Annotated in this window: 16 protein-coding genes; 3 read left to right on the top strand and 13 right to left on the bottom strand. The window is 68.6% G+C overall.

All coding sequences use genetic code 11. The features are described from left to right. Window positions 1-15: 15 nt before the first annotated feature. On the top strand, window positions 16-1560 hold the full coding sequence (locus tag M9945_RS10860) for a sensor histidine kinase (protein WP_367944500.1): 1545 nt from the start codon (window positions 16-18) through the stop codon (window positions 1558-1560). A 7-nt stretch (window positions 1561-1567) separates the two neighbouring features. On the opposite strand, the gene mfd is transcribed toward M9945_RS10860, so the two are convergent. Both mfd and M9945_RS10850 read right to left on the bottom strand, forming a co-directional pair. Continuing rightward, complete coding sequence (gene mfd, locus M9945_RS10855) at window positions 1568-5059, bottom strand: transcription-repair coupling factor (RefSeq protein ID WP_367944499.1); 3492 nt, start codon at window positions 5057-5059, stop codon at window positions 1568-1570. A gap of 7 nt (window positions 5060-5066) precedes the next feature. Continuing rightward, window positions 5067-5354 carry a succinate dehydrogenase assembly factor 2 gene (locus M9945_RS10850; protein ID WP_367944498.1) on the bottom strand — a complete coding sequence of 96 codons (288 nt, stop codon included), beginning with the start codon at window positions 5352-5354 and terminating at the stop codon, window positions 5067-5069. Window positions 5355-5450: 96 nt separating this feature from the next. On the opposite strand from M9945_RS10850, the gene recG reads away from it, so the two are divergent. Next, complete coding sequence (recG, locus tag M9945_RS10845) at window positions 5451-7559, top strand: ATP-dependent DNA helicase RecG (protein WP_367944497.1); 2109 nt, start codon at window positions 5451-5453, stop codon at window positions 7557-7559. A gap of 171 nt (window positions 7560-7730) precedes the next feature. Here the strand turns inward: recG and glmS are convergent, their stop codons facing one another. The 7 genes from glmS to M9945_RS10810 all read right to left on the bottom strand — a co-directional run bounded on the left by glmS (window position 7731) and on the right by M9945_RS10810 (window position 17280). Beyond that, a complete protein-coding gene (glmS, locus tag M9945_RS10840; RefSeq protein ID WP_367944496.1) occupies window positions 7731-9554 on the bottom strand; it encodes a glutamine--fructose-6-phosphate transaminase (isomerizing) in 1824 nt (607 codons plus the stop codon). Between the two features lie 128 nt (window positions 9555-9682). Then, window positions 9683-11029, bottom strand: a complete 1347-nt coding sequence (gene glmU, locus M9945_RS10835) for a bifunctional UDP-N-acetylglucosamine diphosphorylase/glucosamine-1-phosphate N-acetyltransferase GlmU (RefSeq protein WP_367944495.1) — start codon at window positions 11027-11029, stop codon at window positions 9683-9685. An 83-nt stretch (window positions 11030-11112) separates the two neighbouring features. Beyond that, window positions 11113-12894, bottom strand: coding sequence for a single-stranded-DNA-specific exonuclease RecJ (recJ, locus tag M9945_RS10830; protein ID WP_367944494.1), 1782 nt, complete (start codon window positions 12892-12894; stop codon window positions 11113-11115). A 203-nt stretch (window positions 12895-13097) separates the two neighbouring features. After that, a complete protein-coding gene (gene glpX / locus M9945_RS10825) occupies window positions 13098-14090 on the bottom strand; it encodes a class II fructose-bisphosphatase (RefSeq protein WP_367944493.1) in 993 nt (330 codons plus the stop codon). Between the two features lie 150 nt (window positions 14091-14240). After that, on the bottom strand, window positions 14241-15554 hold the full coding sequence (locus tag M9945_RS10820; RefSeq protein ID WP_367944492.1) for a homoserine dehydrogenase: 1314 nt from the start codon (window positions 15552-15554) through the stop codon (window positions 14241-14243). 52 nt (window positions 15555-15606) lie between these two features. After that, window positions 15607-16827, bottom strand: a complete 1221-nt coding sequence (locus M9945_RS10815; protein WP_367944491.1) for an LL-diaminopimelate aminotransferase — start codon at window positions 16825-16827, stop codon at window positions 15607-15609. Window positions 16828-16917: 90 nt separating this feature from the next. Next, on the bottom strand, window positions 16918-17280 hold the full coding sequence (locus M9945_RS10810; protein WP_367931728.1) for a hypothetical protein: 363 nt from the start codon (window positions 17278-17280) through the stop codon (window positions 16918-16920). 119 nt (window positions 17281-17399) lie between these two features. Here M9945_RS10810 and M9945_RS10805 point away from each other — a divergent pair, with 119 nt between their 5' ends. Continuing rightward, entirely contained in the window at window positions 17400-19244 is a 1845-nt protein-coding gene (locus M9945_RS10805; protein ID WP_367944490.1) for a PHA/PHB synthase family protein, read from the top strand. 410 nt (window positions 19245-19654) lie between these two features. On the opposite strand, the gene M9945_RS10800 is transcribed toward M9945_RS10805, so the two are convergent. From M9945_RS10800 to M9945_RS10785, 4 genes are read right to left on the bottom strand one after another with little or no spacing between them, the layout of a single operon-like run. Next, complete coding sequence (locus tag M9945_RS10800) at window positions 19655-20176, bottom strand: NADH-quinone oxidoreductase subunit B family protein (protein ID WP_367944489.1); 522 nt, start codon at window positions 20174-20176, stop codon at window positions 19655-19657. Continuing rightward, a complete protein-coding gene (locus tag M9945_RS10795; RefSeq protein WP_367944488.1) occupies window positions 20177-21691 on the bottom strand; it encodes an NADH-quinone oxidoreductase subunit C in 1515 nt (504 codons plus the stop codon). A gap of 13 nt (window positions 21692-21704) precedes the next feature. After that, entirely contained in the window at window positions 21705-23168 is a 1464-nt protein-coding gene (locus M9945_RS10790; RefSeq protein ID WP_367944487.1) for a hydrogenase 4 subunit F, read from the bottom strand. Further along, window positions 23165-23830 carry a hydrogenase-4 component E gene (locus M9945_RS10785; protein ID WP_367944486.1) on the bottom strand — a complete coding sequence of 222 codons (666 nt, stop codon included), beginning with the start codon at window positions 23828-23830 and terminating at the stop codon, window positions 23165-23167. Before M9945_RS10785 ends, M9945_RS10790 begins: the two co-directional genes overlap by 4 nt. Window positions 23831-23832: the final 2 nt, after the last annotated feature.

The following is a 23832-nucleotide window of genomic DNA, read 5'->3' as shown; positions in this document are numbered from 1 at the left end:
ATGTCGAACCTTTCAATGCCAGAGCAGCGCCCGACCAGCATCGACAAGAACATTGTGGACCGCACAAAGGCGCGCCGCAACAGCGATGTCGCCCGGGCCGTGCGCCGCACGCGCGATCGCCTTTCCGAGCAGGCCGGAACCCCCGTCTACGACCGGGAGCTGCTGAAGCTGCACGCCAATGCGGTGCTCAACACCGCGCTCGCCATCCCGCTGATGGTGCTCGCCGTCTGCATCGCCGGCTTCGCCGCCGGGGTCGGGCCGGACATCGTCGTCTGGGCCTTCGTGACCATGACCTGCTACACCGGGCTCTCGCTGGTGGCGCGCAAGGTCGTGCGCACCGACATGGCCGGGATCGAGACCGACACGATCAAGCGCGCCTTCCTCGCCGCCCATGCGGTCAGCGGGCTCGGCTGGGCCTATTTCGCCTGGCTCGGCTGCGACGAATGCAAGATCGAGCAGTTCATGGTGCTGAAGGCCGTGGTGCTGCTGCTGGTGATGGCCGCGACCGCGATCATGGCCTCGGCGCTGCGCGGCGCGCTGGTCGCCACCTTCGCCGCGCCCGTCGCCGTGTTCGTGTTCCTGCTCGCCGTCTCGCCCGAATGGGAGCCGGTCGACGCGATCATGGTCGGGCTGCTGTTCGTCTCCCTGCCCTTCTTCACCTATGTCGCGGGCCATCTCCATTCCTCGACCGTGATGCTGCTGTCGTTTCGGGCCGAGAAGGACATGCTGATCGCCGAGCTGGAAACGGCGAAGTCGATGTCGGACGAGGCGCGCCGCCGCGCCGAGGAGGCGAACCTCGCCAAGTCGCGCTTCCTCGCGACGATGAGCCACGAATTGCGCACGCCGCTCAACGCCATTCTCGGCTTTTCCGAGGTGATGGCCGGAGAAGTGCTCGGGCCGCTCCAGAACCCGACCTACAAGGAATATGCCGGCGACATCCACGCCTCGGGCAGGCACCTTCTCCATCTCATCAACGAGATCCTCGACCTGTCGCGCATCGAGGCCGGGCGCTACCAGCTCAACGAGGAGCCGGTGACGCTCGAGCATATCGTCGAGGAATGCTGCCACCTGATGGAGCTGAAGGCGCGCAACAAGGACATCCGCATCGTGCAGGAGTTCGAGCCGAATCTGCCGCGCCTGTTCGCCGACGAGCGCTCGCTGCGGCAGATCACGCTCAACCTTCTGTCGAACGCGGTCAAGTTCGCGCCGAGCGGCAGCGACGTCCGGGTGCGCATCGGCTGGACGGCCGGCGGCGGCCAGTACGTCTCGATCAAGGACAACGGCCCCGGCATACCCGAGGAAGAGATTCCGGTCGTGCTCTCGGCCTTTGGGCAAGGGTCGATCGCGATCAAGAGCGCCGAGGAGGGAACCGGCCTCGGCCTGCCCATCGTCCAGGGCCTGCTCGCGCTGCATGGCGGCGAGTTCAAGCTCAACTCGCGGCTGCGCGAGGGAACCGAGGCCATCGCCATCTTCCCGCCGCAGCGGGTGATGGAGGAGCTGCCGCTCGTGCCGCAGACGCGGGCCCCGGCGGCAACGGGCGGTTACCGGCGCTCGGCCTGACCTTTTCTCAGCTTCCGGCTTTCTCGGCCAGCCTCGCCAGCTGCGTCATCACCACGGCCGCGCCCGACAGGCGCTTTTCCGGGGTCGGCCAGTCGCGCATCAGGACGAGCGACTGGTCGGGCCTGATCTTGGCGAGCGCGCCCTGCTCGGCGATGTAGCGCACCAGCCCGGCCGGCTCGGGAAAGGCGCGGTTGCGGAACTGGATGACCACGCCCTTCGGCCCGGCGTCGAGTTTTTCCACGTTGGCCTTGCGGCACAGCGCCTTGATGAACACCACTTTCAGGAGGTGGTCGACCTCCGGCGGCAGCGGGCCGAAGCGGTCGATCAGCTCGGCGCCGAAGCCGTCGATCTCCTGCGGCGTCTGAAGGTCCGCCAGCCGCCGGTAGAGGCCGAGGCGAAGCTGGAGGTCCGGCACGTAGCTTTCGGGGATCATCACGGCGGTGCCGATGGTGATCTGCGGCGACCAGCTTCCGTCCGCCGCCTCGCCGGTGCCGCGCAGTTCCGCCACCGCCTCCTCCAGCATCTGCTGGTAGAGCTCGAAGCCGACCTCCTTGATATGGCCGGACTGCTCCTCGCCGAGCAAATTGCCGGCGCCGCGGATGTCGAGGTCGTGGCTGGCAAGCTGGAAGCCCGCGCCCAGCGTGTCGAGCGATTGCAGCACCTTCAGCCGCCGCTCGGCGAGCTGCGTCAGCGTCTTGTTGGCCGGCAGCGTGAACAGCGCGTAGGCGCGCAGCTTCGAGCGCCCGACGCGGCCGCGTAATTGGTAGAGCTGGGCAAGGCCGAACATGTCGGCCCGGTGGACGATCATCGTGTTGGCGGTCGGGATGTCGAGGCCGGATTCGACGATGGTGGTCGAGAGCAGCACGTCGTACTGGCCGTCATAGAAGGCGTTCATGATGTCGTCGAGCTCGCCCGCCGCCATCTGGCCATGGGCGGTCGCCACCTTCAGCTCCGGCACCTGTTCCTCGAGGAAGCGCCTGATGTCGGCGAGGTCGGAGATGCGCGGCACCACATAAAAGCTCTGGCCGCCGCGATAGCGCTCGCGCAGCAGCGTCTCGCGGATCACCAGCGGGTCGAAGGGCGAGATGAAGGTGCGCACCGCCATGCGGTCGACCGGGGGCGTGGCGATCAGCGAAAGCTCGCGCACGCCGGTCAGCGCCAGCTGCAGCGTGCGCGGGATCGGGGTCGCCGAGAGCGTCAGCACATGGACGTCGCTCTTCAGCTCCTTCAGCCGCTCCTTGTGCTTGACGCCGAAATGCTGCTCCTCGTCGACGATCAGCAGGCCGAGATTCTTGAAGGTGATCGACGAGCCGAGCAGCGCGTGGGTGCCGACGACGATGTCGACCGTGCCTTCGGCCAGTCCCTTCTTGGTCTCCGCCAGCTCCTTCGTGCCGACGAGGCGCGAGGCCTGCCGGGCGGTGACGGGCAGGCCGGCGAAACGCTGGCTGAAGGTGCGGAAATGCTGGCGGGCGAGCAGCGTGGTCGGCACCACGACCGCGACCTGAAACCCTTCCATGGCGGCGAGAAAGGCGGCGCGCAGCGCGACCTCGGTCTTGCCGAAGCCGACGTCGCCGCAGATCAGCCGGTCCATCGGCCTTCCGGCGGCGAGGTCGTCGTTCACCGCCTCGATGGCCGCGAGCTGGTCGTCGGTCTCGTCATAGGGGAAGCGGGCGGAAAACTCGCCATAGAGCCCGTCGGGCGCGGTGATGACGGGCGCGGGCCGCATCTGCCGCTCGGCCGCCAGCTGGATCAACTGGCCGGCCATTTCGAGCAGCTTGCGCTTCAGCTTGGCCTTGCGCGACTGCCAGGCGACGCCGCCGAGCTTGTCGAGGACCGCCTCGGCCGAATCCGAGCCGTAGCGCGACAGGAGCTCGATGTTCTCGACGGGAAGGAACAGCCGGTCGTCGCCGGCATAGCGGATTTCAAGGCAGTCATGCGGCGCGCCGGCCGCTTCGATGGTCTTCAGCCCGACGAAGCGGCCGATGCCGTGGTCGGCATGGACGACGATGTCGCCGGCCGACAGCGCCGCGACTTCGGCAATGAAATCAGACGCCTTGCGCCGCCTTTTCGCGCGCCGAATCAGGCGGTCGCCCAAGATGTCCTGCTCGGCGACGACGACGAGGTTCTGCGTCTCGAACCCGGCCTCCAGCGGCAGGACCGCGAGCCCCGCCTCGCCCGGCTTCAGCTTCTCCGCTTCGGCGAGCGAGGCGACGCGCTTCAGATTGCCCAGCCCGTGCTCTTCCAGCACCTGCGTCAGCCGGTCGAGCGAGCCTTCGGAAAAGCCGGCGACGAGCACGCGCTTTCCGCCGGCCCTCATATCGGCGACGTGCTTTACCGCGTGATCGAAGACGTTGGCGTTGGGGTCGGCGCGTTCCTCGGCGAAGTTCTTGCCGGCATGGGCGCCGGCGTGGCGCAGCGTCCTGCCGGCGGCCTCCGGCGCGTCGAACGGCGTCAAATCGACGGCGAGCCGTTCTCCGGCCCGCGCCGCCACCTCGTCCGGCGACAGGTAGAGCGTCTCGGGCCGCGCCGGCTTGTAGGGCACGGCCTCGCCCATGCCGGCGGCGGGCTGCCTGGTGCGCGCCTCGTAATGGTCGAGGATCAGCGCGTGGCGCTCGGCGATCGCCTCGCGCGCCAGATGGTCGAAGACGATCGTCGCATCATCCGGCAGGTAGTCGAACAGCGTCTCCAGCCGCTCGTGGAACATCGGCAGCCAATGCTCCATGCCGGCGAAGCGGCGACCTTCGCTGACGGCGGCATAGAGCGCGTCGTCGCGCGAGGGCGCGCCGAACGCCTCGATATAGGCGCGGCGGAAGCGGCTGACGGCCTCGGGCGTCAGCTCGACCTCGCTCATCGGCTTCAGCGACAGTTCGGTGCGCTGGCCTGTGGTGCGCTGGGTCGCCGGGTCGAAGGCGCGGATCGATTCCAGCGAATCGCCGAAGAAATCGAGGCGCAGCGGCTCGCCGCCCGGCGCGTGGATGTCGAGAATGCCGCCGCGCACGGCATATTCGCCGACGTCGCGCACGGTCGAGACCCGCTCGAAGCCGGCGGTGTCGAGCCGCAAGGCCAGCGCCTTCATGTCGATCTGGTTGCCCGGCCGGGCCGTGATCGTCTGGGCGAGAACGGTTTCGGCGGGCGGCATGCGTTGCAGCACGGCGTTGGCGCTGGCGAGGATCACCGCCCGGTGCGGCTTTTCGCGCAGCGCCGCCATGGCGACGAAGGCGTCGAGCCGCCGCGCCGCCGCGTCCGCCCCCGGCGAGACGCGGTCGTAGGGCAGGCAATCCCACGCCGGCAGCTCGAGCACGGGCAGGCCCGGCGCGGCGAAGGCCAGCGTCTCGGCGATGGCCGGCAGGCGCTGGCCGTCGCGCGCGACGAAGATCACCGGCCGCTCGCCCTGCCCGGCGGCGATGGAAGCGAGCGCGAACGCCTCGTAGCCGTCGGCGACGCCGTCGACGACGACAACGCCCTCGGCGGGCAGGCGGATGGGGTCGAGCAGGCTCATGGTCCGGTCAGGCCAGCGGCGCTTCGCGATAGGTGAGTATCTTCGCGAACACCGTGTTGTCGTGGCGGACCGGCACCTTCGCCTCGCCCGTCACCCATTTGAGGATATCGCCGTCCTGCTCGGCCATGAACGCCTCGTAGAGCGCCAGATCCTCCTCGGAAAGGCCGGCGATCTCGCCGTCTGCGAACGAGCCGAGGATGAGGTCGACCTCGCGCATGCCGCGATGCCAGGAGCGGTAGAGCACCTTGCGGCGGCGGTAATCGAGATCGGCGCTGGAACGCTCGCTTCCGGTCATGGTCGGCGACACCCTTGTGGACGAAGGTCGCATATAGCCTCTGGACGGAGCGATGTCAGCCTTTGCGGGCGCGATCGCGCGCAATAGACTGTCGCCATGCGCCCTTCGCTTCTCGACCCGCTGTTCGCGCCCGCCACCACGCTCGACGGCGTCGGCCCGAAGGTGGCCGGGCTGATCGCCAATGTCGTGCCGGCCGACACCGGCGGGCGCGAGGTCCGGATCGGCGATCTCCTGTTCGTCCTGCCGCATGCGGTGATCGACCGACGCCAGCGCTATGCCATCGCCGACGCGCCGGACGGGGCGCTGGTGACGATCGAGGTCACGATAGGGCGCCATCAGCCGGCGCCGCGCGGGCGCGGGTCCGTGCCTTATCGCGTCTTCGCCCATGACGACACGGAGGAGATCGCCCTCACCTTCTTCCACGCCAAGGGCGAGTGGCTGCAAAAGGCGCTGCCCGAGGGCGAGCGGATGCTGGTCTCCGGCAGGCTCGAATGGTTCAACGGCCGCCCGTCGATGGTCCATCCCGACCATATGGTGCCCGTCGCCCGCGCCGACGAATTGCCGGCGCTGGAGCCGGTCTATCCGCTGACGGCGGGGCTTTCGGCCAAGGTGCTGCGCCGCGCGATCCTCGGCGCGGTGGCGCGCCTGCCCGACCTGCCGGAATGGCTCGACCCGGAGCTGATCCGCCGGCGCAGCTTTCCGGCGCTGCGCATGGCGCTTCACCGCCTGCACGAGCCGTCCGACCCGCTCGACATCGACCCGGATTCCGCCGCGTGGCGCAGGCTCGCCTATGACGAGCTGCTGGCCGGGCAGCTCGCGCTGGCGCTGGTGCGCGCGAAGCTGCGCCATGTCCCGGGCCGGCCGCTCACCGGCGACGGCAGCCTGGAAGCCGCGATCCGCGCCGCGCTGCCCTATTCGCTGACCGGGGCGCAGGAGCAGGCGCTCAGCGAAATCCATGCCGACCTCGCCTCGGAAAAGCGCATGCTGCGGCTGCTTCAGGGCGATGTCGGCTCGGGCAAGACCGTGGTGGCGCTGCTCGCCATGGCGCGGGCGGCCGAGGCCGGCGGCCAGTCGGCGCTGATGGCCCCGACCGAAATCCTCGCCCGCCAGCACCTCGCCACCATCGCGCCGCTCGCGGCGCGCGCCGGCCTGCGCGCCGCCGTGCTGACCGGGCGCGAGAAGGGCAAGGAGCGCGCGCAGATCCTCGAAGGGCTGGCGGCGGGCGAAATCCACATCGTGCTCGGCACCCACGCCCTGTTCCAGGAGGGGGTGGAATACAAAAACCTTGCGCTCGCCATCGTCGACGAGCAGCACCGCTTCGGCGTCCACCAACGCCTCGCCATGACCGCCAAGGGCATCGCCCCGGACATGCTGGTGATGACGGCGACGCCGATCCCACGCACGCTGGTACTGACCGCCTTCGGCGATATGGACGTTTCGCGCCTGACCGAGAAGCCGGCCGGCCGCCAGCCGATCCAGACCGTGACGCTGCCGCTGGAGCGGCTGCCCGGCCTCGTCGAGCGCCTGCGCCATGCCGTCGCCGAGGGGCAGAAGGTCTACTGGATCTGCCCGCTGGTCGAGGAATCGGAAGAGGTCAAGCTGATGTCGGCCGAGGACCGCTTCGCCTCGCTCAAGCCGGTCTTCGGCGACGCGCTCGGCCTCATCCACGGCCGCATGGCCGGCCGCGACAAGGACGAGGCGATGCGCGCCTTCAAGGACGGCGAAACGCGCATCCTCGTCGGCACAACGGTGATCGAGGTCGGCGTCGACGTGCCGGATGCGACCATCATCGTCATCGAGCATGCCGAACGCTTCGGCCTCGCCCAGCTCCACCAGTTGCGCGGGCGGGTCGGGCGCGGGGCGAAGGCGTCGTCCTGCGTGCTGCTCTACAAGGAGCCGCTCGGGCTGGTGGCGAAGCAGCGCCTTTCGGTGATGCGCGAGACCGAGGACGGCTTCCGCATTTCCGAGGAGGATCTGAAGCTGCGCGGCGAGGGAGAGCTGCTCGGCACGCGCCAGTCCGGCACGCCGGGCTTTCGCGTCGCCCGGCTGGAGCGGCACGGCGACCTCCTTGAGATCGCCCGCGACGACGCAAGGCTGGTGCTGGAGCGCGACCCGGAACTTTCTTCGCCGCGCGGCGAGGCCTTGCGGATGCTGCTCTACCTCCACGGCCGCGACGACGCGATCCGGCTGCTGCGGGCGGGGTAGAGTTGTCCGGCTACGGCGCGCTGTCCCCTCACCGGCCCTTCGGGCCACCTCTCCCCGGAGGGGAGAGGAAAAAGGGGGAGGTTGCGGCCGGCTTTCCTCTCCCCTCCGGGGAGAGGTGGCGAGCGCAGCGAGCCGGTGAGGGATAGCGCCGAGGCTCCCGAAAGAAGCGCCCTACTCCACCGTCACCGATTTCGCCAGATTGCGCGGCTGGTCGACATCCGTGCCCATGAAGACGGCGGTGTAGTAGGCGAGCATCTGGATCGGCAGCGCGTGGACGATGGGGGCGGCGATCTCGGGCGCGTCGGGCACGATGATGGTGTCGAGCGTCTCGACGGTGGCATGCCTCGCCCCTTCGGCGTCGGTGATGAGGATGATCTTGCCGCCGCGCGCCGCCACTTCCTGCATGTTCGACACGGTCTTGTCGAAGATGCGGTCGTGCGGGGCGATGACGATCACCGGCATCTTCTCGTCGATCAGGGCGATGGGCCCGTGCTTCAGCTCGCCCGCCGCATAGCCCTCGGCGTGGATGTAGGAGATTTCCTTGAGCTTCAGCGCGCCCTCGAGCGCCAGCGGATAGGAGGTGTCGCGGCCGAGATAGAGCACGTCCTTGTAATGGGACAATTCGCGCGCCAGCTTCTCGATCTGGGGGGCGAGCTTCAGCGCCTGGTTGATGAGCTTCGGCGTCTCGGAAAGCTGGCGCACCAGCGCGGCCTCGCCCTCGCGGGTGATGGTGCCGCGCGCCGCGGCGGCGCGCACGGCGAGCGAGGCGAGCACGGACAGCTGGCAGGTGAACGCCTTGGTCGAGGCGACGCCGATCTCGGGGCCGGCGAGCGTCGGGAAGATGCCGTCGGATTCGCGGGCGATGGTCGATTCGCGCACGTTGACGATGGCCGAGATAGGCACGCCCTCGCGCCGGCAGTAGCGCAGCGAGGCGAGCGTGTCGGCGGTCTCGCCCGACTGCGAAATGAACAGCGCCGCGCTTTTCTGCGACAGCGGCATCTCGCGGTAGCGGAACTCGGAGGCGACATCGATGTCGACCGGCAGCCGCGCGTAGCGCTCGAACCAGTATTTGCCGACGAGGCCGGCGAGATAGGCCGTGCCGCAGGCCGAGACCGACAGCCGGTCTATTGCCGCGAAATCGAACGGCGTCTCGAAGGGCTTGGCCGCGCCGGTGGTGAAGTCGAGATAGTGCGCCAGCGTGTGCGAGACGACTTCCGGCTGCTCATGGATCTCCTTTTCCATGAAATGCCGGTAATTGCCCTTGTCGACCAGATAGGAGGTGCCGACCGACTGGCGCTTCTGCCGCTCGACGCGGTTGCCGTCGATGTCGAAGATCTCCATGCCGTCGCGATGGATCACCGCCCAGTCGCCGTCCTCCAGATAGGTGATGGCGTTGGTGAAGGGCGCGAGCGCGATGGCGTCGGAGCCGAGATACATCTCGCCCTCGCCATGGCCGACGGCGAGCGGCGGGCCGTTGCGCGCGCCGATGATCAGGTCCTCCTCGCCGCGGAACATGATGGCGAGCGCGAATGCGCCTTCGAGCTCTCTCAGGGCGGCATGGGCGGCCTCGACCGGGGGGAGCCCCTTCTTCAGCTCGCGGGTGACGAGATGGGCGACGACCTCGGTGTCGGTCTGCGAGGAGAATTCGTAGCCGTCGGCGATCAGCGCGGCGCGCAGCTCGGCGAAATTCTCGATGATGCCGTTATGGACGATGGCGACGTCGCCGGAAAAATGCGGGTGGGCGTTGGTCTCGTTCGGCACGCCGTGGGTCGCCCAGCGGGTGTGGCCGATGCCGATGGTGCCGTCGAGCGGCTCGTCAAGCAGCCGGCGTTCCAGATTGACCAGCTTGCCCTCCGCGCGGCGGCGGCCGAGCCGGCCATGGTCGATGGTGGCGACGCCGGCGGAATCGTAGCCGCGATATTCGAGCCGCTTCAGCGCATCGACGATGAGCGGCGCAACGGGCGCGCGCCCGACAATTCCGACAATCCCGCACATGGCTCAGCCCAGTCCTTCCGCTCGTTGCGCCGCATACGTAGTCGCCCGACGATTGTGGCGAAAATCACATATGGTTTCCGCACATATCGGCACGAACGACGCCGGCGACCATCCTTACGCGAAAGGGGTTAATGTCCCTTTCCGCCCAGCTTCTCACGAAGGCGGCGGCCGAGGTCGGGCTTGTTCTCCTGCCGGGCGCGGCCGAAGGCGAGCGCGTCGTCGGGAACGTCCTTCGTCACCACCGAGCCGGATGCGACATAGGCCCCCGCGCCGACGCTGACCGGCGCGACGAGCGACGAGTTCGAGCCGATGAACGCCCCTGCACCGATCTCGGTGTGGTGCTTGGAGAAGCCGTCATAGTTGCAGGTGATGGTGCCGGCGCCGATATTGGCCCCCGCGCCGATGCGCGCGTCGCCGATATAGGTCAGGTGGTTGACCTTGGCCCCCTCCTCGATCACCGCCTTCTTGACCTCGCAGAAATTGCCGACCTTGGCCTTGCGGCCGAGTGTCGCGCCGGGCCGCAGCCGCGCGAACGGGCCGACCTCGGCATTCTCGCCGACGGCCGCGCCTTCCAGATGCGAGAAGGCGCGGATGCGCGCGCCGGCGGCGACGGTTACGCCGGGGCCGAACACCACGTTCGGCTCGATCACCGCGTCCGGCTCGATCTCGGTGTCATGGCAAAGATGCACCGTCTCGGGCGCGTGCATGGTCACGCCGGCCAGCATCAGCGCGCGGCGGCGGCGGCCCTGCCAGACGCCTTCGGCCTCGGCGAGCTCGAGCCGCGTGTTGATGCCGAGCAGGCTCTCATAGGGCGCTTCGGTGGCGCGCACGGAAAGGCCGCGGGCGGCGGCGATCTCGACGATGTCGGTCAGGTAATATTCGCCCTTGGCGTTGGCGTTGCCGACCGCGTCGAGCAGCGACAGCGCGTGGCGGCCGGCGACCGCCATCAGCCCGCCATTGCAGAAGGTGACCGCCCGCTCGGTCTCGCTCGCGTCCTTGTGCTCGCGGATGGCGACGAGCGCGCCGTCCTTCATCAAGAGCCGGCCGTAGCCGGTGGGATCAGGCGCGTGAAAGCCCATCACCACCACGTCCGCGCCTTCCGCCAGCCCCGCGCGCAGTTCGGCCAGCGATTGCGGCTCGATCAGCGGCGTGTCGCCGAACAGGATCAGGACGTCGTCATAGCCTCTGGCGATCTTCTGGCGCGCCGCGAGCACGGCATGGGCGGTGCCGAGCCGCTCGCTCTGGACGAAGGCTTCCGCCTCCGGCGCGAAGGGCTCGACCGCCTTCCTGACCTTCTCGGCCTCGCGGCCGACGACCAGCGCGACATCGACGCCCGGCTCACGCCGCGCCGCCTTGACCACATGGCCGACAAGCGACAGGCCCGCCACCTCGTGCAGCACCTTGGGCAGCGCGCTCTTCATGCGCGTGCCCTCGCCGGCGGCAAGGATGACGGTGAGGCAGCTTCTTTCGCTCATGATCGGTTCCTAAGGGGGTCGGTTCCTCGGGGGAAATCTGCGGGTTCGGCGCCCGGTCTGGTATCATTCTTTCGCGGTTCGCGCTACGCGCGCGCCGCGTCGACGATCCTGAACTGGACCGAGCGCGCGCCGTTCCACCAGTTGGACGAGAGGTGGCCGGCGACGTGCACCGTGCCGCCGCGATTGGCGAACAGGAAGTCGCCGAGCGCGGTTTCCGTCGCGCGGAACGCCATCGCCTGTATCCGCCCGCCCGCCTGCGAGCGCAGGTCGGCGCGCAGATGGTTCGCGCCCACCGGCCGCAGGTCGGCGAGCGTGTGGCGCGGCAGGACCAGCAGCGGCTGGGCATGGCCGGAGCCGTAGGGGCCGGCGCTGTCGATCAGGTCGAGCAGGTCGAAGGTCGCGCCCTCGGCCGAGAGCGCGGCGTCGATCTCCAGCATCTCCTCGGCGCGCAGGCGCGCGACCTCGCCGGCCGCCCATTCCTCGAAGAAGGCGCGCAGATCGCCGAGGCGCGCCCGCTCGACCGTGATGCCAGCCGCCATGGCGTGGCCGCCGCCCTTGACGATCAGCCCGCGCGCTGCCGCCTCGCGCACCATGCGCCCGAGGTCGAAGCCGGGGATCGAGCGGCCCGAGCCGGTGCCGGTGCCGTTCGGGTTGAAGGCGATGGCGAAGGCCGGGCGGCGGGCGTGCTCCTTCAGCCGCGCCGCGATCAGCCCGACGATGCCGGGATGCCAGCCCTCACTGGCGGTGACGATGACGGCCGGCCCGCCCCCGGCGGCCAGCTCCGCGTCGGTCTCGGCGCGGGCTTGGGCCAACATTTCCTGCTCCATCGCCTGGCGCTCGCCGTTCAGCCGGTCGAGCGTCTCGGCGATGTCTCCCGCCTCGACCGGGTCGTCGGTGGCGAGCAGCCGGCTGCCGAGCGCGGCGTCGCCGATGCGCCCGCCGGCATTGATGCGCGGGCCGAGCACGAAGCCGAGATGGAAGGTGGACAGCGGCTCGCCGATGCGCGCGGCACGCGCCAGCGCCGCGATGCCTTGATTGCCCATGCGGCGCATCGCCTGCAGTCCCTTGACGACGAAGGCGCGATTGACGCCCGAGAGCGGCACCACGTCGCACACCGTCGCCAGCGCCACGAGGTCGAGCCAGCCGAGGAGGTCCGGCGGCGGCGTGGCGAAGCCGCGCTCGCGCAACACGCCGACCGTGCGCACCAGCGCGAGGAAGACGACGCCGGCGGCGCACAGATGCCCCTGCCCCGACAGGTCGTCGTCGCGGTTGGGATTGACCACCGCGACCGCCTCCGGCAGCGCCCCGCCGACCTGGTGATGGTCGAGCACGACCACCTGCGCGCCCGCCTCGTTGGCGGCGGCGATGGCAGCGGCGCTGTTGGTGCCGCAGTCGACGGTGACGATCAGCTTCGCCCCGCGCGACACGAGCTCGCGCATGGCGTCGGGGTTGGGGCCGTAGCCCTCGAACACCCGGTCGGGAATGTAGATTTCGCTCTCCACGCCATAATGGGCGAGGAAGCGCTTCATCAGCGCCGAGGAGGCAGCGCCGTCGACGTCGTAGTCGCCGAAGATCGCCACCCTTTCGCGCCGCGCCACCGCGTCGGCGATGCGGGCCGCGGCCTTGTCCATGTCGGTCAGCGAGCGCGGATCGGGCAACAGGTCGCGGATGGTGGGGTCGAGGAAGCGCGGCGCGTCGTCCTGGCCGACGCCGCGCCCGGCCATGACGCGGGCGACGATATCGGGGATGCCGTGGTTCTGGGCGATGGCGAGCGCGGCGTTCTCGCCGCGCGCGTCGAGCCGGTGCGCCCAGGCGAGCCCGGTCGCGGATTGCTTCACGTCGAGAAAGAATCGCCTGTCGCTCATCGCCCCCGATACCTAGCACACCGAGAGATAGGCGTTCGGACGGCGTGTTCCAGAGGCCCGGCTGCGCTGCCCCTCACCTGCCTGCCGGCATCCTCTCCCCGTGAACGGGGAGAGGAGGAACTGCCGCAACCTCGCCGCTTCCCCTTCTCCCCGTTCATGGGGAGAAGGTGCCCGAAGGGCGGATGAGGGGCGGCGCGATCTTCTCAGAACTTGTCGAGGTCCTGGTGGCGGGCCTTGATCTCGCGCACCGTGCGCGAGGACGAGCGCATGACGATGGTGTGGGTCTGGATCATGTCGCGGCCGAACTTGACGCCCGACAGCATGTTGCCGTCGGTGACGCCGGTGGCGGCGAACAGCACGTCGCCGCGCGCCATCTCCTCCATGGTGTAGACCTTGTTGGGGTCGGAGATGCCCATCTTGGCGGCGCGGGCGATCTTCTCCTCGCTGTTGAGCTGGAGGCGGCCCTGCATCTGGCCGCCGATGCAGCGCAGCGCGGCCGCGGCGAGGACGCCCTCGGGCGCGCCGCCGGTGCCCATGTAGATGTCGATGCCGGTCTCGGCCGGGTCGGTGGTGTGGATGACGCCGGCGACGTCGCCGTCGCCGATCAGGCGGATCGCCGCGCCGGTGGCGCGCACCGCCTCGATCAGGCGCGCGTGGCGCGGCCGGTCGAGGATGCAGGCGGTGATCTCGTTGACCGGAACGCCCTTGGCCTTTGCGAGGTTCTGGATGTTCTCCTGCGCCGGGGCGTCGATGTCGACGACGCCGGCCGGATAGCCGGGGCCGACCGCGATCTTGTCCATGTAGACGTCCGGCGCGTAGAGCAGGCTCCCCTTCTCGGCGATGGCGATGACGGCCAGCGAGTTCGGCAGGTTCTTGGCGCAGATCGTCGTGCCCTCGAGCGGGTCGAGCGCGATGTCGACGGCGGGCCCCTCGCCGGTGCCAACCTCCTCGCCGATATAGAGCATCGGCGCCTCGTCGCGCTCGCCCTCGCCGATGACGACGGTGCCCTTGATCGGCAGGCGGTTCAGCTCGGCACGCATGGCGTCGACCGCCGCCTGGTCCGCGGCCTTCTCGTCGCCGCGCCCGCGCAGGCGCGCGGCGGCAACGGCCGCGCGCTCGGTGACGCGCACGAGTTCGAGCGTCAGGATGCGATCAAGACCAGAGTGAGCGAGACCGGACGGGGCGGCTTTGGACATGATACTATCGAACCTTATGAAAGATCAGCGGGTTGCCTGCGCAACTGCGCCCCTTTTGTCAAAGAGGCGCAATGCCCGCAAGGGCGATTCGGCGCTCGCCACAAGATCAATCGATTGAATGACAGGCGATTGAACGGCGGGACTGCGCCGTCAGCCGGCGCGCTCGATGCGGATGACCTGCGGCTTGGTCGTCAGGTGGCCGTCCTCGGTGATGCCCTCGACCGCCTTGCGCACCGCCGCTTCCGTCGTCTCGGCGGTGACGAGGATGACCGTCTTTTCCGCCTCGCCATTGTCGCCGTCGGCGTGCTGGACGATGGATTGCAGCGAGATGCCGTTGGCGGCCATGCGCCCGGCGATGGCGGCGAAGACGCCGATGCGGTCGTGGACGGTCAGGCGGATGAAGTAGCCGCCCTCATGGCTGCGCATCGGCGCGCGCACGTAAGGGGCCAGCTCGTCCGCCGGGCGGCCGAAGACCGGGCCGTGCTGGAAGCCGGGCCGGCTCTTGGCAATGTCGGCGATGTCGCCGATCACGGCCGAGGCGGTGGCGTTGCCGCCGGCGCCTGGGCCGGACAAGAGGAGCTCGCCGACGATGTCGGTCTCGATCGCCACCGCGTTGGTGACGCCGTTGACCTGGGCGATGACGGAGGCGGTCGGCACCATGGTCGGGTGGACGCGCTGCTCGATGCCGCCCTCGGTGCGCTGGGCGACGCCGAGGAGCTTGATGCGGTAGCCGAGCTCGCTCGCCGCGCGGATGTCGGCCTGCGTGATGTTGGAGATGCCTTCGAGATAGATGTCGTCGGGCGCGATGCGGCTGCCGAAGGCGAGGCTCGTCAGGATAGCGAGCTTGTGAGCGGTGTCGTAGCCCTCGATGTCGAAGGTCGGGTCGGCCTCGGCATAGCCGAGGCGCTGGGCGTCCTTCAGGCACTCCTCGAAGGTCAGCCCCTCGGCGCCCATCCGCGTCAGGATGTAGTTGCAGGTGCCGTTGAGGATGCCGAAGACGCGGCTGACCGTGTTCCCGGCCAGCGCCTCGCGCATGGTCTTGATCACCGGGATGCCGCCGGCAACCGCCGCCTCGTAGTTGAGCAGCACGCCGTTCTTCTCGGCGATGGCGGCCAGCTCCAGCCCGTGGCGGGCGAGCAGCGCCTTGTTGGCGGTGACGACGTGGCGGCCGGCGTCCAGCGCGGCCTCGACGCAGGCGCGGGCCGGGCCGTCGGCGCCGCCGATCAGCTCGACGAAGACGTCGATGCCGTCGCTCTTCGCCAGCGCGACCGGATCGTCGAACCATGCGGCCTTAGCGAGGTCGACGCCGCGGTCGCGGCTCCGGTCGCGCGCCGAGACGGCGACGACGACGATTTCGCGGCCGCACTGGCGGGTCAATTCCGCGGCCTTGCCGGCCAGCACCTTCACCACCGACGCCCCGACCGTGCCGAGGCCGGCAATTCCCACACGCAACGCTTCGCTCATGCCCCCGGCATTCCCTCTGAAAATCTATCCTTGCAGGCGCGGACGGCCGGCTTCAACGGCGGGCATTCAACGCGATGACGTTGTCGAGCGTGTCGGGCGCGGTGCCGAGGAAGCGCTTGATGTTGCGCGCCGCCTGGCGGATGCGGTGCTCGTTCTCGACCAGCGCGAGGCGGACGTAATCGTCGCCCTGCTCGCCGAAGCCGATGCCCGGCGCGACCGCGACATCCGCCTTCTCGACGAGCAGCTTGGAGAATTCCAGCGAGCCGAGGTGGCGGAACTTTTCCGGGATCTTCGCCCAGGCGAACATGGTGGCCGCCGGCGGCGGCACGTCGAAGCCGGCCTTGCCGAAGGTATCGACCATCACGTCGCGGCGGCGCTTGTAGACGTTGCGCACTTCCGCGATGTCGGCGCCGTCGCCGTTCAGCGCATGGGTCGCAGCGACCTGGATCGGCGTGAAGGCACCGTAGTCTAGGTAGGACTTCACGCGGGTCAGCGCAGCGATCAGCCGCTCGTTGCCGACGGCAAAGCCCATGCGCCAGCCGGGCATGGAGAAGGTCTTCGACATGGAGGTGAACTCCACCGTCACATCAATCGCGCCGGGCACTTCCAGAACGGACGGCGGCGGCGCGTTGTCGTCGAAGTAGATTTCCGAATAGGCAAGGTCGGAGAGCACGATGATGTCGTGCTTCTTCGCGAATGCGATGACGTCCTTGTAGAAATCGAGCGTGGCGACATGCGCCGTCGGGTTCGACGGATAGTTGATGATGAGAGCGAGCGGCTTGGGGATCGAGTGGCGCACGGCGCGCTCGAGCGGCGGGAAGAAGCTTTCGTCCGGCTCGACCGACATGGACCGGATCACGCCGCCGGCCATCAGGAAGCCGAAGGCATGGATCGGATAGGTCGGATTCGGGCAGAGGATGACGTCGCCGGGCGCGGTGATCGCCTGCGCCATGTTGGCAAAGCCTTCCTTGGAGCCGAGGGTCGCGACGACCTGCGTTTCCGGATTCAGCTTCACGCCGAAGCGACGGGCATAATAGGCGGCCTGGGCGCGGCGCAGGCCGGGAATGCCCTTGGACGAGGAATAGCGATGGGTGCGCGGGTCCTGGACCACTTCGCAAAGCTTGTCGACAATCGCCTTGGGCGTCGGCAGGTCGGGGTTGCCCATGCCGAGATCGATGATGTCGGCCCCGTTGGCGCGCGCGGCGGCCTTGAGCCTGTTGACCTGCTCGAAGACGTAGGGCGGAAGCCGGCGAACCTTGTGAAACTCTTCCATAGGGAGAATCCGATTGCGCGTGGGGTTACGGGAGGCCGGCTATACACCCGAATCGGCATCGGGTCGATAGCGCGGCGTGGCGCGCGGCGGCTACTCGCCCCCGATCTCCTTCAGCGTCTCCTCGCCGTGGGTGGCGGCAATCCGGCGGAGCTCGGCCGACCCGTTGCCCGTTCCCGCGCCGCGCGTCTGGCGGGCGAGCGCCTCGCGCTTGGCGCGCAGATCGGCCGTCTCGCTGGCCTTCTCGTCCGGGGTGATCTGCGGCGCGGCGGCAGCGCGCGGCTCGTTGAGGTTGTGATAGGGATCGGCCGCCGGCGCGGGCTCCCGGGCGGACGCGGGCGTCGCAGCATCGTTCGTCCCCGCCAACGCGCCGGACGGCACGGCGTCCTCGATCGTCGCCGTGGCGCATCCCGCCAGAAAAAGGCCGAAAAGCAGCGCGACGCAGCGCATCGTCATCATTTTATCCCGAAGCAAAACTATCGATCGATATTGGACCAACTTCAGGGTTCCATGGTATTGTGTCAACAAAAGGCCGGGGAAAAACCGCCGGCGCGCAGGGAGGATCGACGCGCAGCATGGCCACACGCAAGGAGTCGGGCGCAGCCCGGGATCACGAACAGCCCCATCCGGCCATCGAGCAGTATCTTGTCAAGGATCCTGAGAGCTTCACGCTGAACCTCGCCCGCGCGGTCGAGGAAGCGGGAAAGGCTGCCGCGGCCTGGACCGCGCCGCGCGAGAAGGGCGAGGTGCGCGACGTGATGGCCGAGCCGGCGGCCGACATGGTCAAGACCTTCTCCAAGCTGACCGAATACTGGCTGTCGGAGCCGGCCCGCGCGGTCGAGGCGCAGACACGGCTCTTCTCCGGCTACATGAACGTATGGTCGAACGCCATCCAGCGCGTGGCGGCCGGCGACAAGGAGCAGGACGACGCGATCAAGCCCGACAAGGGCGACAAGCGCTTCCAGGACCCCGAATGGGGCCGCAACGCCTTCTTCGACTTCCTCAAGCAGGCCTATCTCGTCACCTCGCGCTGGGCCGGCGACCTCGTCGAGCACGCGGACGGGCTCGACGACCACACCCGCCACAAGGCGCAGTTCTACGTCAAGCAGATCACGCAGGCGCTGTCTCCGACCAATTTCCTTCTGACCAATCCCGAGCTGTTCCGCGAGACGATGGCGTCGAACGGCGAGAACCTCGTGCGCGGCATGAAGATGCTGGCCGAGGATATCGCCGCCGGCAAGGGCGACCTCAAGCTGCGGCAAGCCGACGCCTCGCGCTTCGAGATCGGCAAGAACATCGCCGTCACGCCGGGCAAGGTCGTCGCCCGCTCCGCGCTCGCCGAGATCATCCAGTACGAGCCGGCGACCAAGGAGGTGCTGAAGCGGCCGCTGCTCATCTGCCCGCCCTGGATCAACAAGTTCTACATCCTCGACCTCAACCCGGCGAAATCCTTCATCAAGTGGGCCGTGGACCAGGGTCACACGGTCTTCGTCATCTCCTGGGTGAACCCGGATGAACGGCATGCGGCCAAGGACTGGGAATCCTACGCCCGTGAGGGCGTCGGCTTCGCGCTCGACACGATCAAGCAGGCGACCGGCGAGGACGAGGTAAACGCCATCGGCTATTGCGTCGGCGGCACGCTGCTCGCGGCGACGCTCGCCCTGCACGGCCAGGAAGGCGACAAACGCATCCGCACGGCGACGCTCTTCACCACGCAGGTCGACTTCACCCATGCCGGCGACCTGAAGGTCTTCGCCGACGAGGAGCAGATCGACCTCATCGAGCGCGGTATGAAGGCGACCGGCTATCTCGACGGCTCGAAGATGGCGACCGCCTTCAACATGCTGCGTGCCTCCGAGCTGATCTGGCCGTACTTCGTCAACAACTACCTGAAGGGCCAGGATCCGATGCCCTTCGACTTGCTATACTGGAATTCAGATTCCACGCGAATGCCCGCCGCCAACCATTCGTTTTATCTGAGGAATTGTTATCTCAACAACACCCTCAGCAAGGGCGAGATGCAGCTCGCCGGCAAAAAGCTGTCGCTGAAGGACGTCAAGATCCCGATCTACAACCTCGCCACCAAGGAGGACCATATCGCGCCGGCGAAATCCGTCTTCGTCGGCAGCAAGTTCTTCGGCGGCAAGGTGACCTATGTGATGGCCGGCTCCGGCCACATCGCCGGCGTCGTCAACCCGCCAGACAAGATGAAATACCAGTACTGGACAGGCGGGCCGGTAAAGGGCGAGTTCGAGGACTGGGTGGAAAAGGCGAAGGAGAACCCCGGCTCCTGGTGGCCGCACTGGCAATCGTGGATCGAAAGCCGAGAAGGCACCCGCGTTCCGGCCCGCAAGGTTGGCGGCGGCAAGATGAAGCCGCTCGCCGACGCGCCGGGCGACTATGTGCGGGTGCGGGTCTGAGGCGAGACGTCTTCGCAGCCGGACGATTCCGTCCTGCTAAAGCGTGTCGCGTCATCCGTTCCGAAGGAGCGTGATCTTCGAGCGCCCGCGCCGCCCCTCATCCGCCCTTCGGGCACCTTCTCCCCGTGAACGGGGAGAAGGGATGTCGGCCGCGACGCCTACATCTTCTTTGCCGCGCTTGCGATTGGCGAAAGCAGGGACAATGTGCTCTCTTCTCCCCGTTCACGGGGAGAAGGTGGCGGCAGCCGGATGAGGGGCGGCGCCAGCGGCACCGGTGATGCACAGGCGCGACACGCGATAGATGGATGGAGTACGCGATTGCGTGCGGAGCCGCGCCTCAGGTTTCGATTCATCGTCCTGACGCATGCCCTTGTCCCGGAATCGGATTTCGCTTTCGGGAGACTTGCCCCTCACCCCTTGTCGGCGCGCTCCAGCAGTGCCAGCAACCCTTCGAGCAGCGCGGTCGGCGACGGCGGGTCGCCGGGGATCGTGAGGTCGACCGGCAGGATGGCCCCTGCCCCGCCCTCGCAGGCATAGCTGCCGGCGAAGACGCCGCCGGTTGCGGCATCGTCGCCCACCGCGACCACCCATTTCGGGTCGGGCATGGCATGAAAAGTCCGCTCCAGCGCTTGGGCCATGTTCTTCGTCACCGGGCCGGTGACGAGCAGCACGTCGGCATGGCGCGGCGAGGCGACGAAGCGGATGCCGAAGCGCTCGATGTCGTAGAAGGCGTTGTTCAACGCGTGGATCTCGAGCTCGGCGTCGTTGCAGGAGCCGGAATCGACGGCGCGGATCGACAGCGAGCGGCCGAGCCGGCGCCGTGCCGCGCCCTCGACCGTCCCGGCAAGCTGGCGTAGCGCATCCGGCGACGGCAGGGGCGGTTTCTCGGTCAATGCCGGCCTTGTCAGGCCTTGGAACAGCAGCTTGCGCATCTAGAGATCGTGCCCTGAATAGGAGCAGTTGAACGACTTGTTGCACAGTGGGAAGTCGGCGACGATGTTGCCCTCTATCGCCGCTTCCAGCAGCGGCCACTGGAACCATGATGGGTCGCGCAGATGGCAGCGCTCGACCGCGCGGTCCGCGCCAAGCCGCAACCAGACCAGCACGTCGCCACGAAAACCCTCGACGACGGCGACGCCTTCGCGCGTCTCGCCGGCAGGCTCGACTGCCGCGCGCACCGGCCCGTCGGGGAGCGAGCCGAGCAGGTGCCCGACCAGCGCGAGGCTCTGCTCGACCTCGCGGATGCGCACCCAGACGCGGGCATTGACGTCGCCTTCCTCGAACACCGGCACCTCGAAGGACAACCGGTCGTAGGGCGCGTAGGCGAAGGCCTTGCGGGCGTCGAAGGCCCGCCCCGAGGCACGCCCGACCGGGCCGCCGGCGGCGAAGCGGCGGGCGAGCTCGGGCTTCAGCGCGCCGGTGGCGACCGTGCGGTCCTGAAGCGAGGTGGTGTTGTCGTAGAGCGCGACGAGCGCGGGAAACTTTTCCCGGATTTCCGCCACCAACGCACGGATGGTCGCCGCGCCCTCGCCCGTCAGGTCGGCGGAAACGCCTCCCGGCACGACAAGGCCGTGCATCAGCCTATGACCGAACGCGGCCTCGGCGGCGCGCAAGGTCCGCTCGCGCAGCACGCCGCAATGGGCGAGCATCAGCGAGAAGGCGGCGTCGTTGCAGATCGCACCGATGTCGCCGAGGTGGTTGGCGAGCCGCTCCATCTCTGCCATCAGCGCGCGCAGATGATGCGCCCGCGCCGGCACCTCCAGCCCGAGCGCGCCTTCGGCTGCCCGGCAGAAGGCAAGCGCATAGGCGACCGCGCTGTCGCCGCTGACATGGCCGGCAAGGGAAACGGCGCGGTCGAGGCTTGCGCCGCGCATCAGCCCCTCGATGCCCTTGTGGGTGTAGCCGAGCCGCGCTTCCAGCCGCACCACGGTCTCGCCATTGACGGTGAAGCGGAAATGGCCGGGCTCGATGACACCGGCATGCACCGGGCCGACGGGGATGACGTGCAGCCCCTCGCCTTCAGCCGGCAGGAAGGCGTAGTCGTCGCCGCCGGCGGCCGGCTCGGCGCGGCCGAGCGGATGGCGCACGCCCCAGCGGCCATGGTCGAGCCACGGCCGCAAGTCCGGCGCGTCCTCCGGCACGAGGCCGAAGAGGTCGTGGATCGCCCGCTCCAGCCGGATCGCCGGCGCATGCAGCCGCCCGACCGAGGGGAAGTCGCCGCCCTCGCAGGCGAGCGACAGCACCGCCATCTCGCCCGGCTCCTCGCGGACATGGACGGCCATATGGACGACCCCGTCGTCGCCCCACAGGCCGAGCAGCGAGAAGCGGCCTGAGGACAGGGCCGAGGCGGCGGCCAACCAGTTGTCGGCGTCGACATCGAGCCGCGGCGCGCCGGAATGACGCTCAGCCAGTCGCCCCGAGATGCCCTGCCAGTCGCGTTCCGTCATCGTCCGCGCCCCCCTAGCCGAGAAGTCCGGCGACATGCCGGAACCAGCCGACCAGCGCCGGCGGCAGGTAGATGCCGGCCGCCAGCACCAGCGCCAGATGCGCGTAGATCGGCATATAGGCGAGCCAGCCGGGCCCATTTCCAGCCGGCCGGTTTTCCGGCGGCTCGCCGAAGGCGATGCCGGTCGCGCGCATCATCAGCGCGCCGAAGGCGACGACGAGGCCGGCGACCAGCGGCACGGCAAGCCACGGCTCGACGGCGAAGGTCGAGGTGACGATCAGGAACTCGCTCATGAACACGCCCATCGGCGGCAGGCCGGCGATCGCCGCGACGCCGACGAGGAAGGCCCAGCCGAGCGCCGGGTGGGTGACGGTCATGCCGGAAATCTCCGTCATCTTCTGCGTGCCCCTGATCTGGGCGATGTGGCCGACGCAATAGAAGATCGCCGACTTGGTCAGGCTGTGCATGACCATGTGCAGCAGGCCGGCGAAATTGGCCAGTGGCCCGCCCATGCCGAAGGCGAAGACGATGATGCCCATATGCTCGATCGAGGAATAGGCGAACAGGCGCTTGATGTCGCGGCGGCGGTAGAGCATGAACGCGGCGAAGACCAGCGAGACGAGCCCCATGCCGATCATCAGCGGGCCGGGCGCGAGCGCCCCGGGGCTGGCGGCGAGCAGGATCTTGAAGCGCAGCACGGCATAGAGCGCGACGTTGAGCAGGAGGCCGGACAGCACCGCCGAGATCGGCGTCGGGCCTTCGGCATGGGCGTCGGGCAGCCACGCATGGAGCGGCGCGAGGCCGACCTTGGTGCCGTAGCCGATCAGCAGGAAGACGAAGGCGAGGTTGAGCAGCCCGGCGTCGAAGCCGGAGGCATTGGCGACCAGCACCGTCCACACCATGGCGTCGTTGCCCTCGCCGACCACGGGCTGCGCCGCCATGTAGACGAGGATGGTGCCGAACAGCGCCAGCGCGATGCCGACCGAGCCGAGGATGAAGTATTTCCACGCCGCCTCCAGCGCCTCATGGGTGCGGTAGAGGCCGACCATCAGCACCGTCGTCAGCGTCGCCAGCTCGACCGCCACCCACATCAGGCCGATATTGTTGGCGACGAAGGCGAGGTTCATGCCGAACAGCATCGTCTGGTACATGGCGTGGTAGAAACGCAAATTCGCCGGCGAGATGCGGCCGCCCTCCAGCTCGTGGCGGATGTAGCCGGCGCTGAACAGGCTGGCGGTGAAGCCGACGAAGGTGTTGAGGACGATGAAGACGATGTTGAGCTCGTCGACGAAGAGGTACTGGCCGGCCTCCCCCTTCCCGCCGGCGAACAGCGACAGCGCGGCGAGGAACGTCATGAAGCTGGCGAGGACGTTGACGCGGGCGGCAGCACGATAGCCTGGCAGAAGCGCGAGCACGGCGGCGGCGATGGCCGGGATCACCAGCACGGCGACGGTGGCGTCGAAGGAAAACCCGCTCATCGCCGCTCTCCGCGAAAATCGTCGAGCGCGCCGACATCGACGGTGTCGAACCGCTCGCGGATGCGGAACAGGACGATGCCGATGACGATGAAGGCGACGAGCACGGAAAAGGCGACGGAAATCTCGACCACCAGCGGCATGCCGCGCGCGCCGGCGGCGGCGAGGACCAGGCCGTTCTCCAGTGACATGAAGCCGACCACCTGGCCGATGGCGTTGCGCCGCGTCACCATCATCAAAAGGCCGAGCAGGACGACGGCGAGCGCCATGGCGAGGTCCTCGCGCGCCAGCGGGTCGGCGTCCGTGGTGACGCGCAGCATGACGACCATGGACAGCGCCACCAGCCCCATGCCGGTCAGCATGGTCAGGCCGGTGCCGACCGCGTTCTCGATGTCGCGATGGATGCCGAGCCGGCGGATGATGCGGTGGAGCGCGAGCGGGATGACGAGCGCCTTGAAGACGAGCGCGACCAGCGCGGTGATGTAGAGATGCGGCGCGCCTTGCGCCCACGCCTGCCAGGCGACCGAGGCGGTCAGCACCAGCGCGTGCAGGGCATAGGTGTTGACGAGGCCGTGGAGCCGGTCCTGGTAGAGCAGCATGAAGGAGACGAGCACCAGCCCGCCGGCCAGCATGTGCGCAATGTCGAAGGCGAGCGCGTCGACCATGG

Origin of the sequence: Aquamicrobium sp., assembly GCF_023954335.1 — a bacterium.
GTDB lineage: Bacteria > Pseudomonadota > Alphaproteobacteria > Rhizobiales > Rhizobiaceae > Aerobium.
Note: the sequence above shows the minus strand (reverse complement) of the source record. Positions and strands in the feature narration are given on the sequence as shown.

What these genes read in the sequence shown, in the direction of transcription:
- M9945_RS10860 (WP_367944500.1), top strand. Translation starts at nt 16, where the DNA reads ATGCCAGAGCAGCGCCCGACCAGCATCGACAAGAACATTGTGGACCGC.
- mfd (WP_367944499.1), bottom strand. Translation starts at nt 5,059, where the DNA reads ATGAGCCTGCTCGACCCCATCCGCCTGCCCGCCGAGGGCGTTGTCGTC.
- M9945_RS10850 (WP_367944498.1), bottom strand. Translation starts at nt 5,354, where the DNA reads ATGACCGGAAGCGAGCGTTCCAGCGCCGATCTCGATTACCGCCGCCGC.
- recG (WP_367944497.1), top strand. Translation starts at nt 5,451, where the DNA reads ATGCGCCCTTCGCTTCTCGACCCGCTGTTCGCGCCCGCCACCACGCTC.
- glmS (WP_367944496.1), bottom strand. Translation starts at nt 9,554, where the DNA reads ATGTGCGGGATTGTCGGAATTGTCGGGCGCGCGCCCGTTGCGCCGCTC.
- glmU (WP_367944495.1), bottom strand. Translation starts at nt 11,029, where the DNA reads ATGAGCGAAAGAAGCTGCCTCACCGTCATCCTTGCCGCCGGCGAGGGC.
- recJ (WP_367944494.1), bottom strand. Translation starts at nt 12,894, where the DNA reads ATGAGCGACAGGCGATTCTTTCTCGACGTGAAGCAATCCGCGACCGGG.
- glpX (WP_367944493.1), bottom strand. Translation starts at nt 14,090, where the DNA reads ATGTCCAAAGCCGCCCCGTCCGGTCTCGCTCACTCTGGTCTTGATCGC.
- M9945_RS10820 (WP_367944492.1), bottom strand. Translation starts at nt 15,554, where the DNA reads ATGAGCGAAGCGTTGCGTGTGGGAATTGCCGGCCTCGGCACGGTCGGG.
- M9945_RS10815 (WP_367944491.1), bottom strand. Translation starts at nt 16,827, where the DNA reads ATGGAAGAGTTTCACAAGGTTCGCCGGCTTCCGCCCTACGTCTTCGAG.
- M9945_RS10810 (WP_367931728.1), bottom strand. Translation starts at nt 17,280, where the DNA reads ATGACGATGCGCTGCGTCGCGCTGCTTTTCGGCCTTTTTCTGGCGGGA.
- M9945_RS10805 (WP_367944490.1), top strand. Translation starts at nt 17,400, where the DNA reads ATGGCCACACGCAAGGAGTCGGGCGCAGCCCGGGATCACGAACAGCCC.
- M9945_RS10800 (WP_367944489.1), bottom strand. Translation starts at nt 20,176, where the DNA reads ATGCGCAAGCTGCTGTTCCAAGGCCTGACAAGGCCGGCATTGACCGAG.
- M9945_RS10795 (WP_367944488.1), bottom strand. Translation starts at nt 21,691, where the DNA reads ATGACGGAACGCGACTGGCAGGGCATCTCGGGGCGACTGGCTGAGCGT.
- M9945_RS10790 (WP_367944487.1), bottom strand. Translation starts at nt 23,168, where the DNA reads ATGAGCGGGTTTTCCTTCGACGCCACCGTCGCCGTGCTGGTGATCCCG.
- M9945_RS10785 (WP_367944486.1), bottom strand. Translation starts at nt 23,830, where the DNA reads ATGGTCGACGCGCTCGCCTTCGACATTGCGCACATGCTGGCCGGCGGG.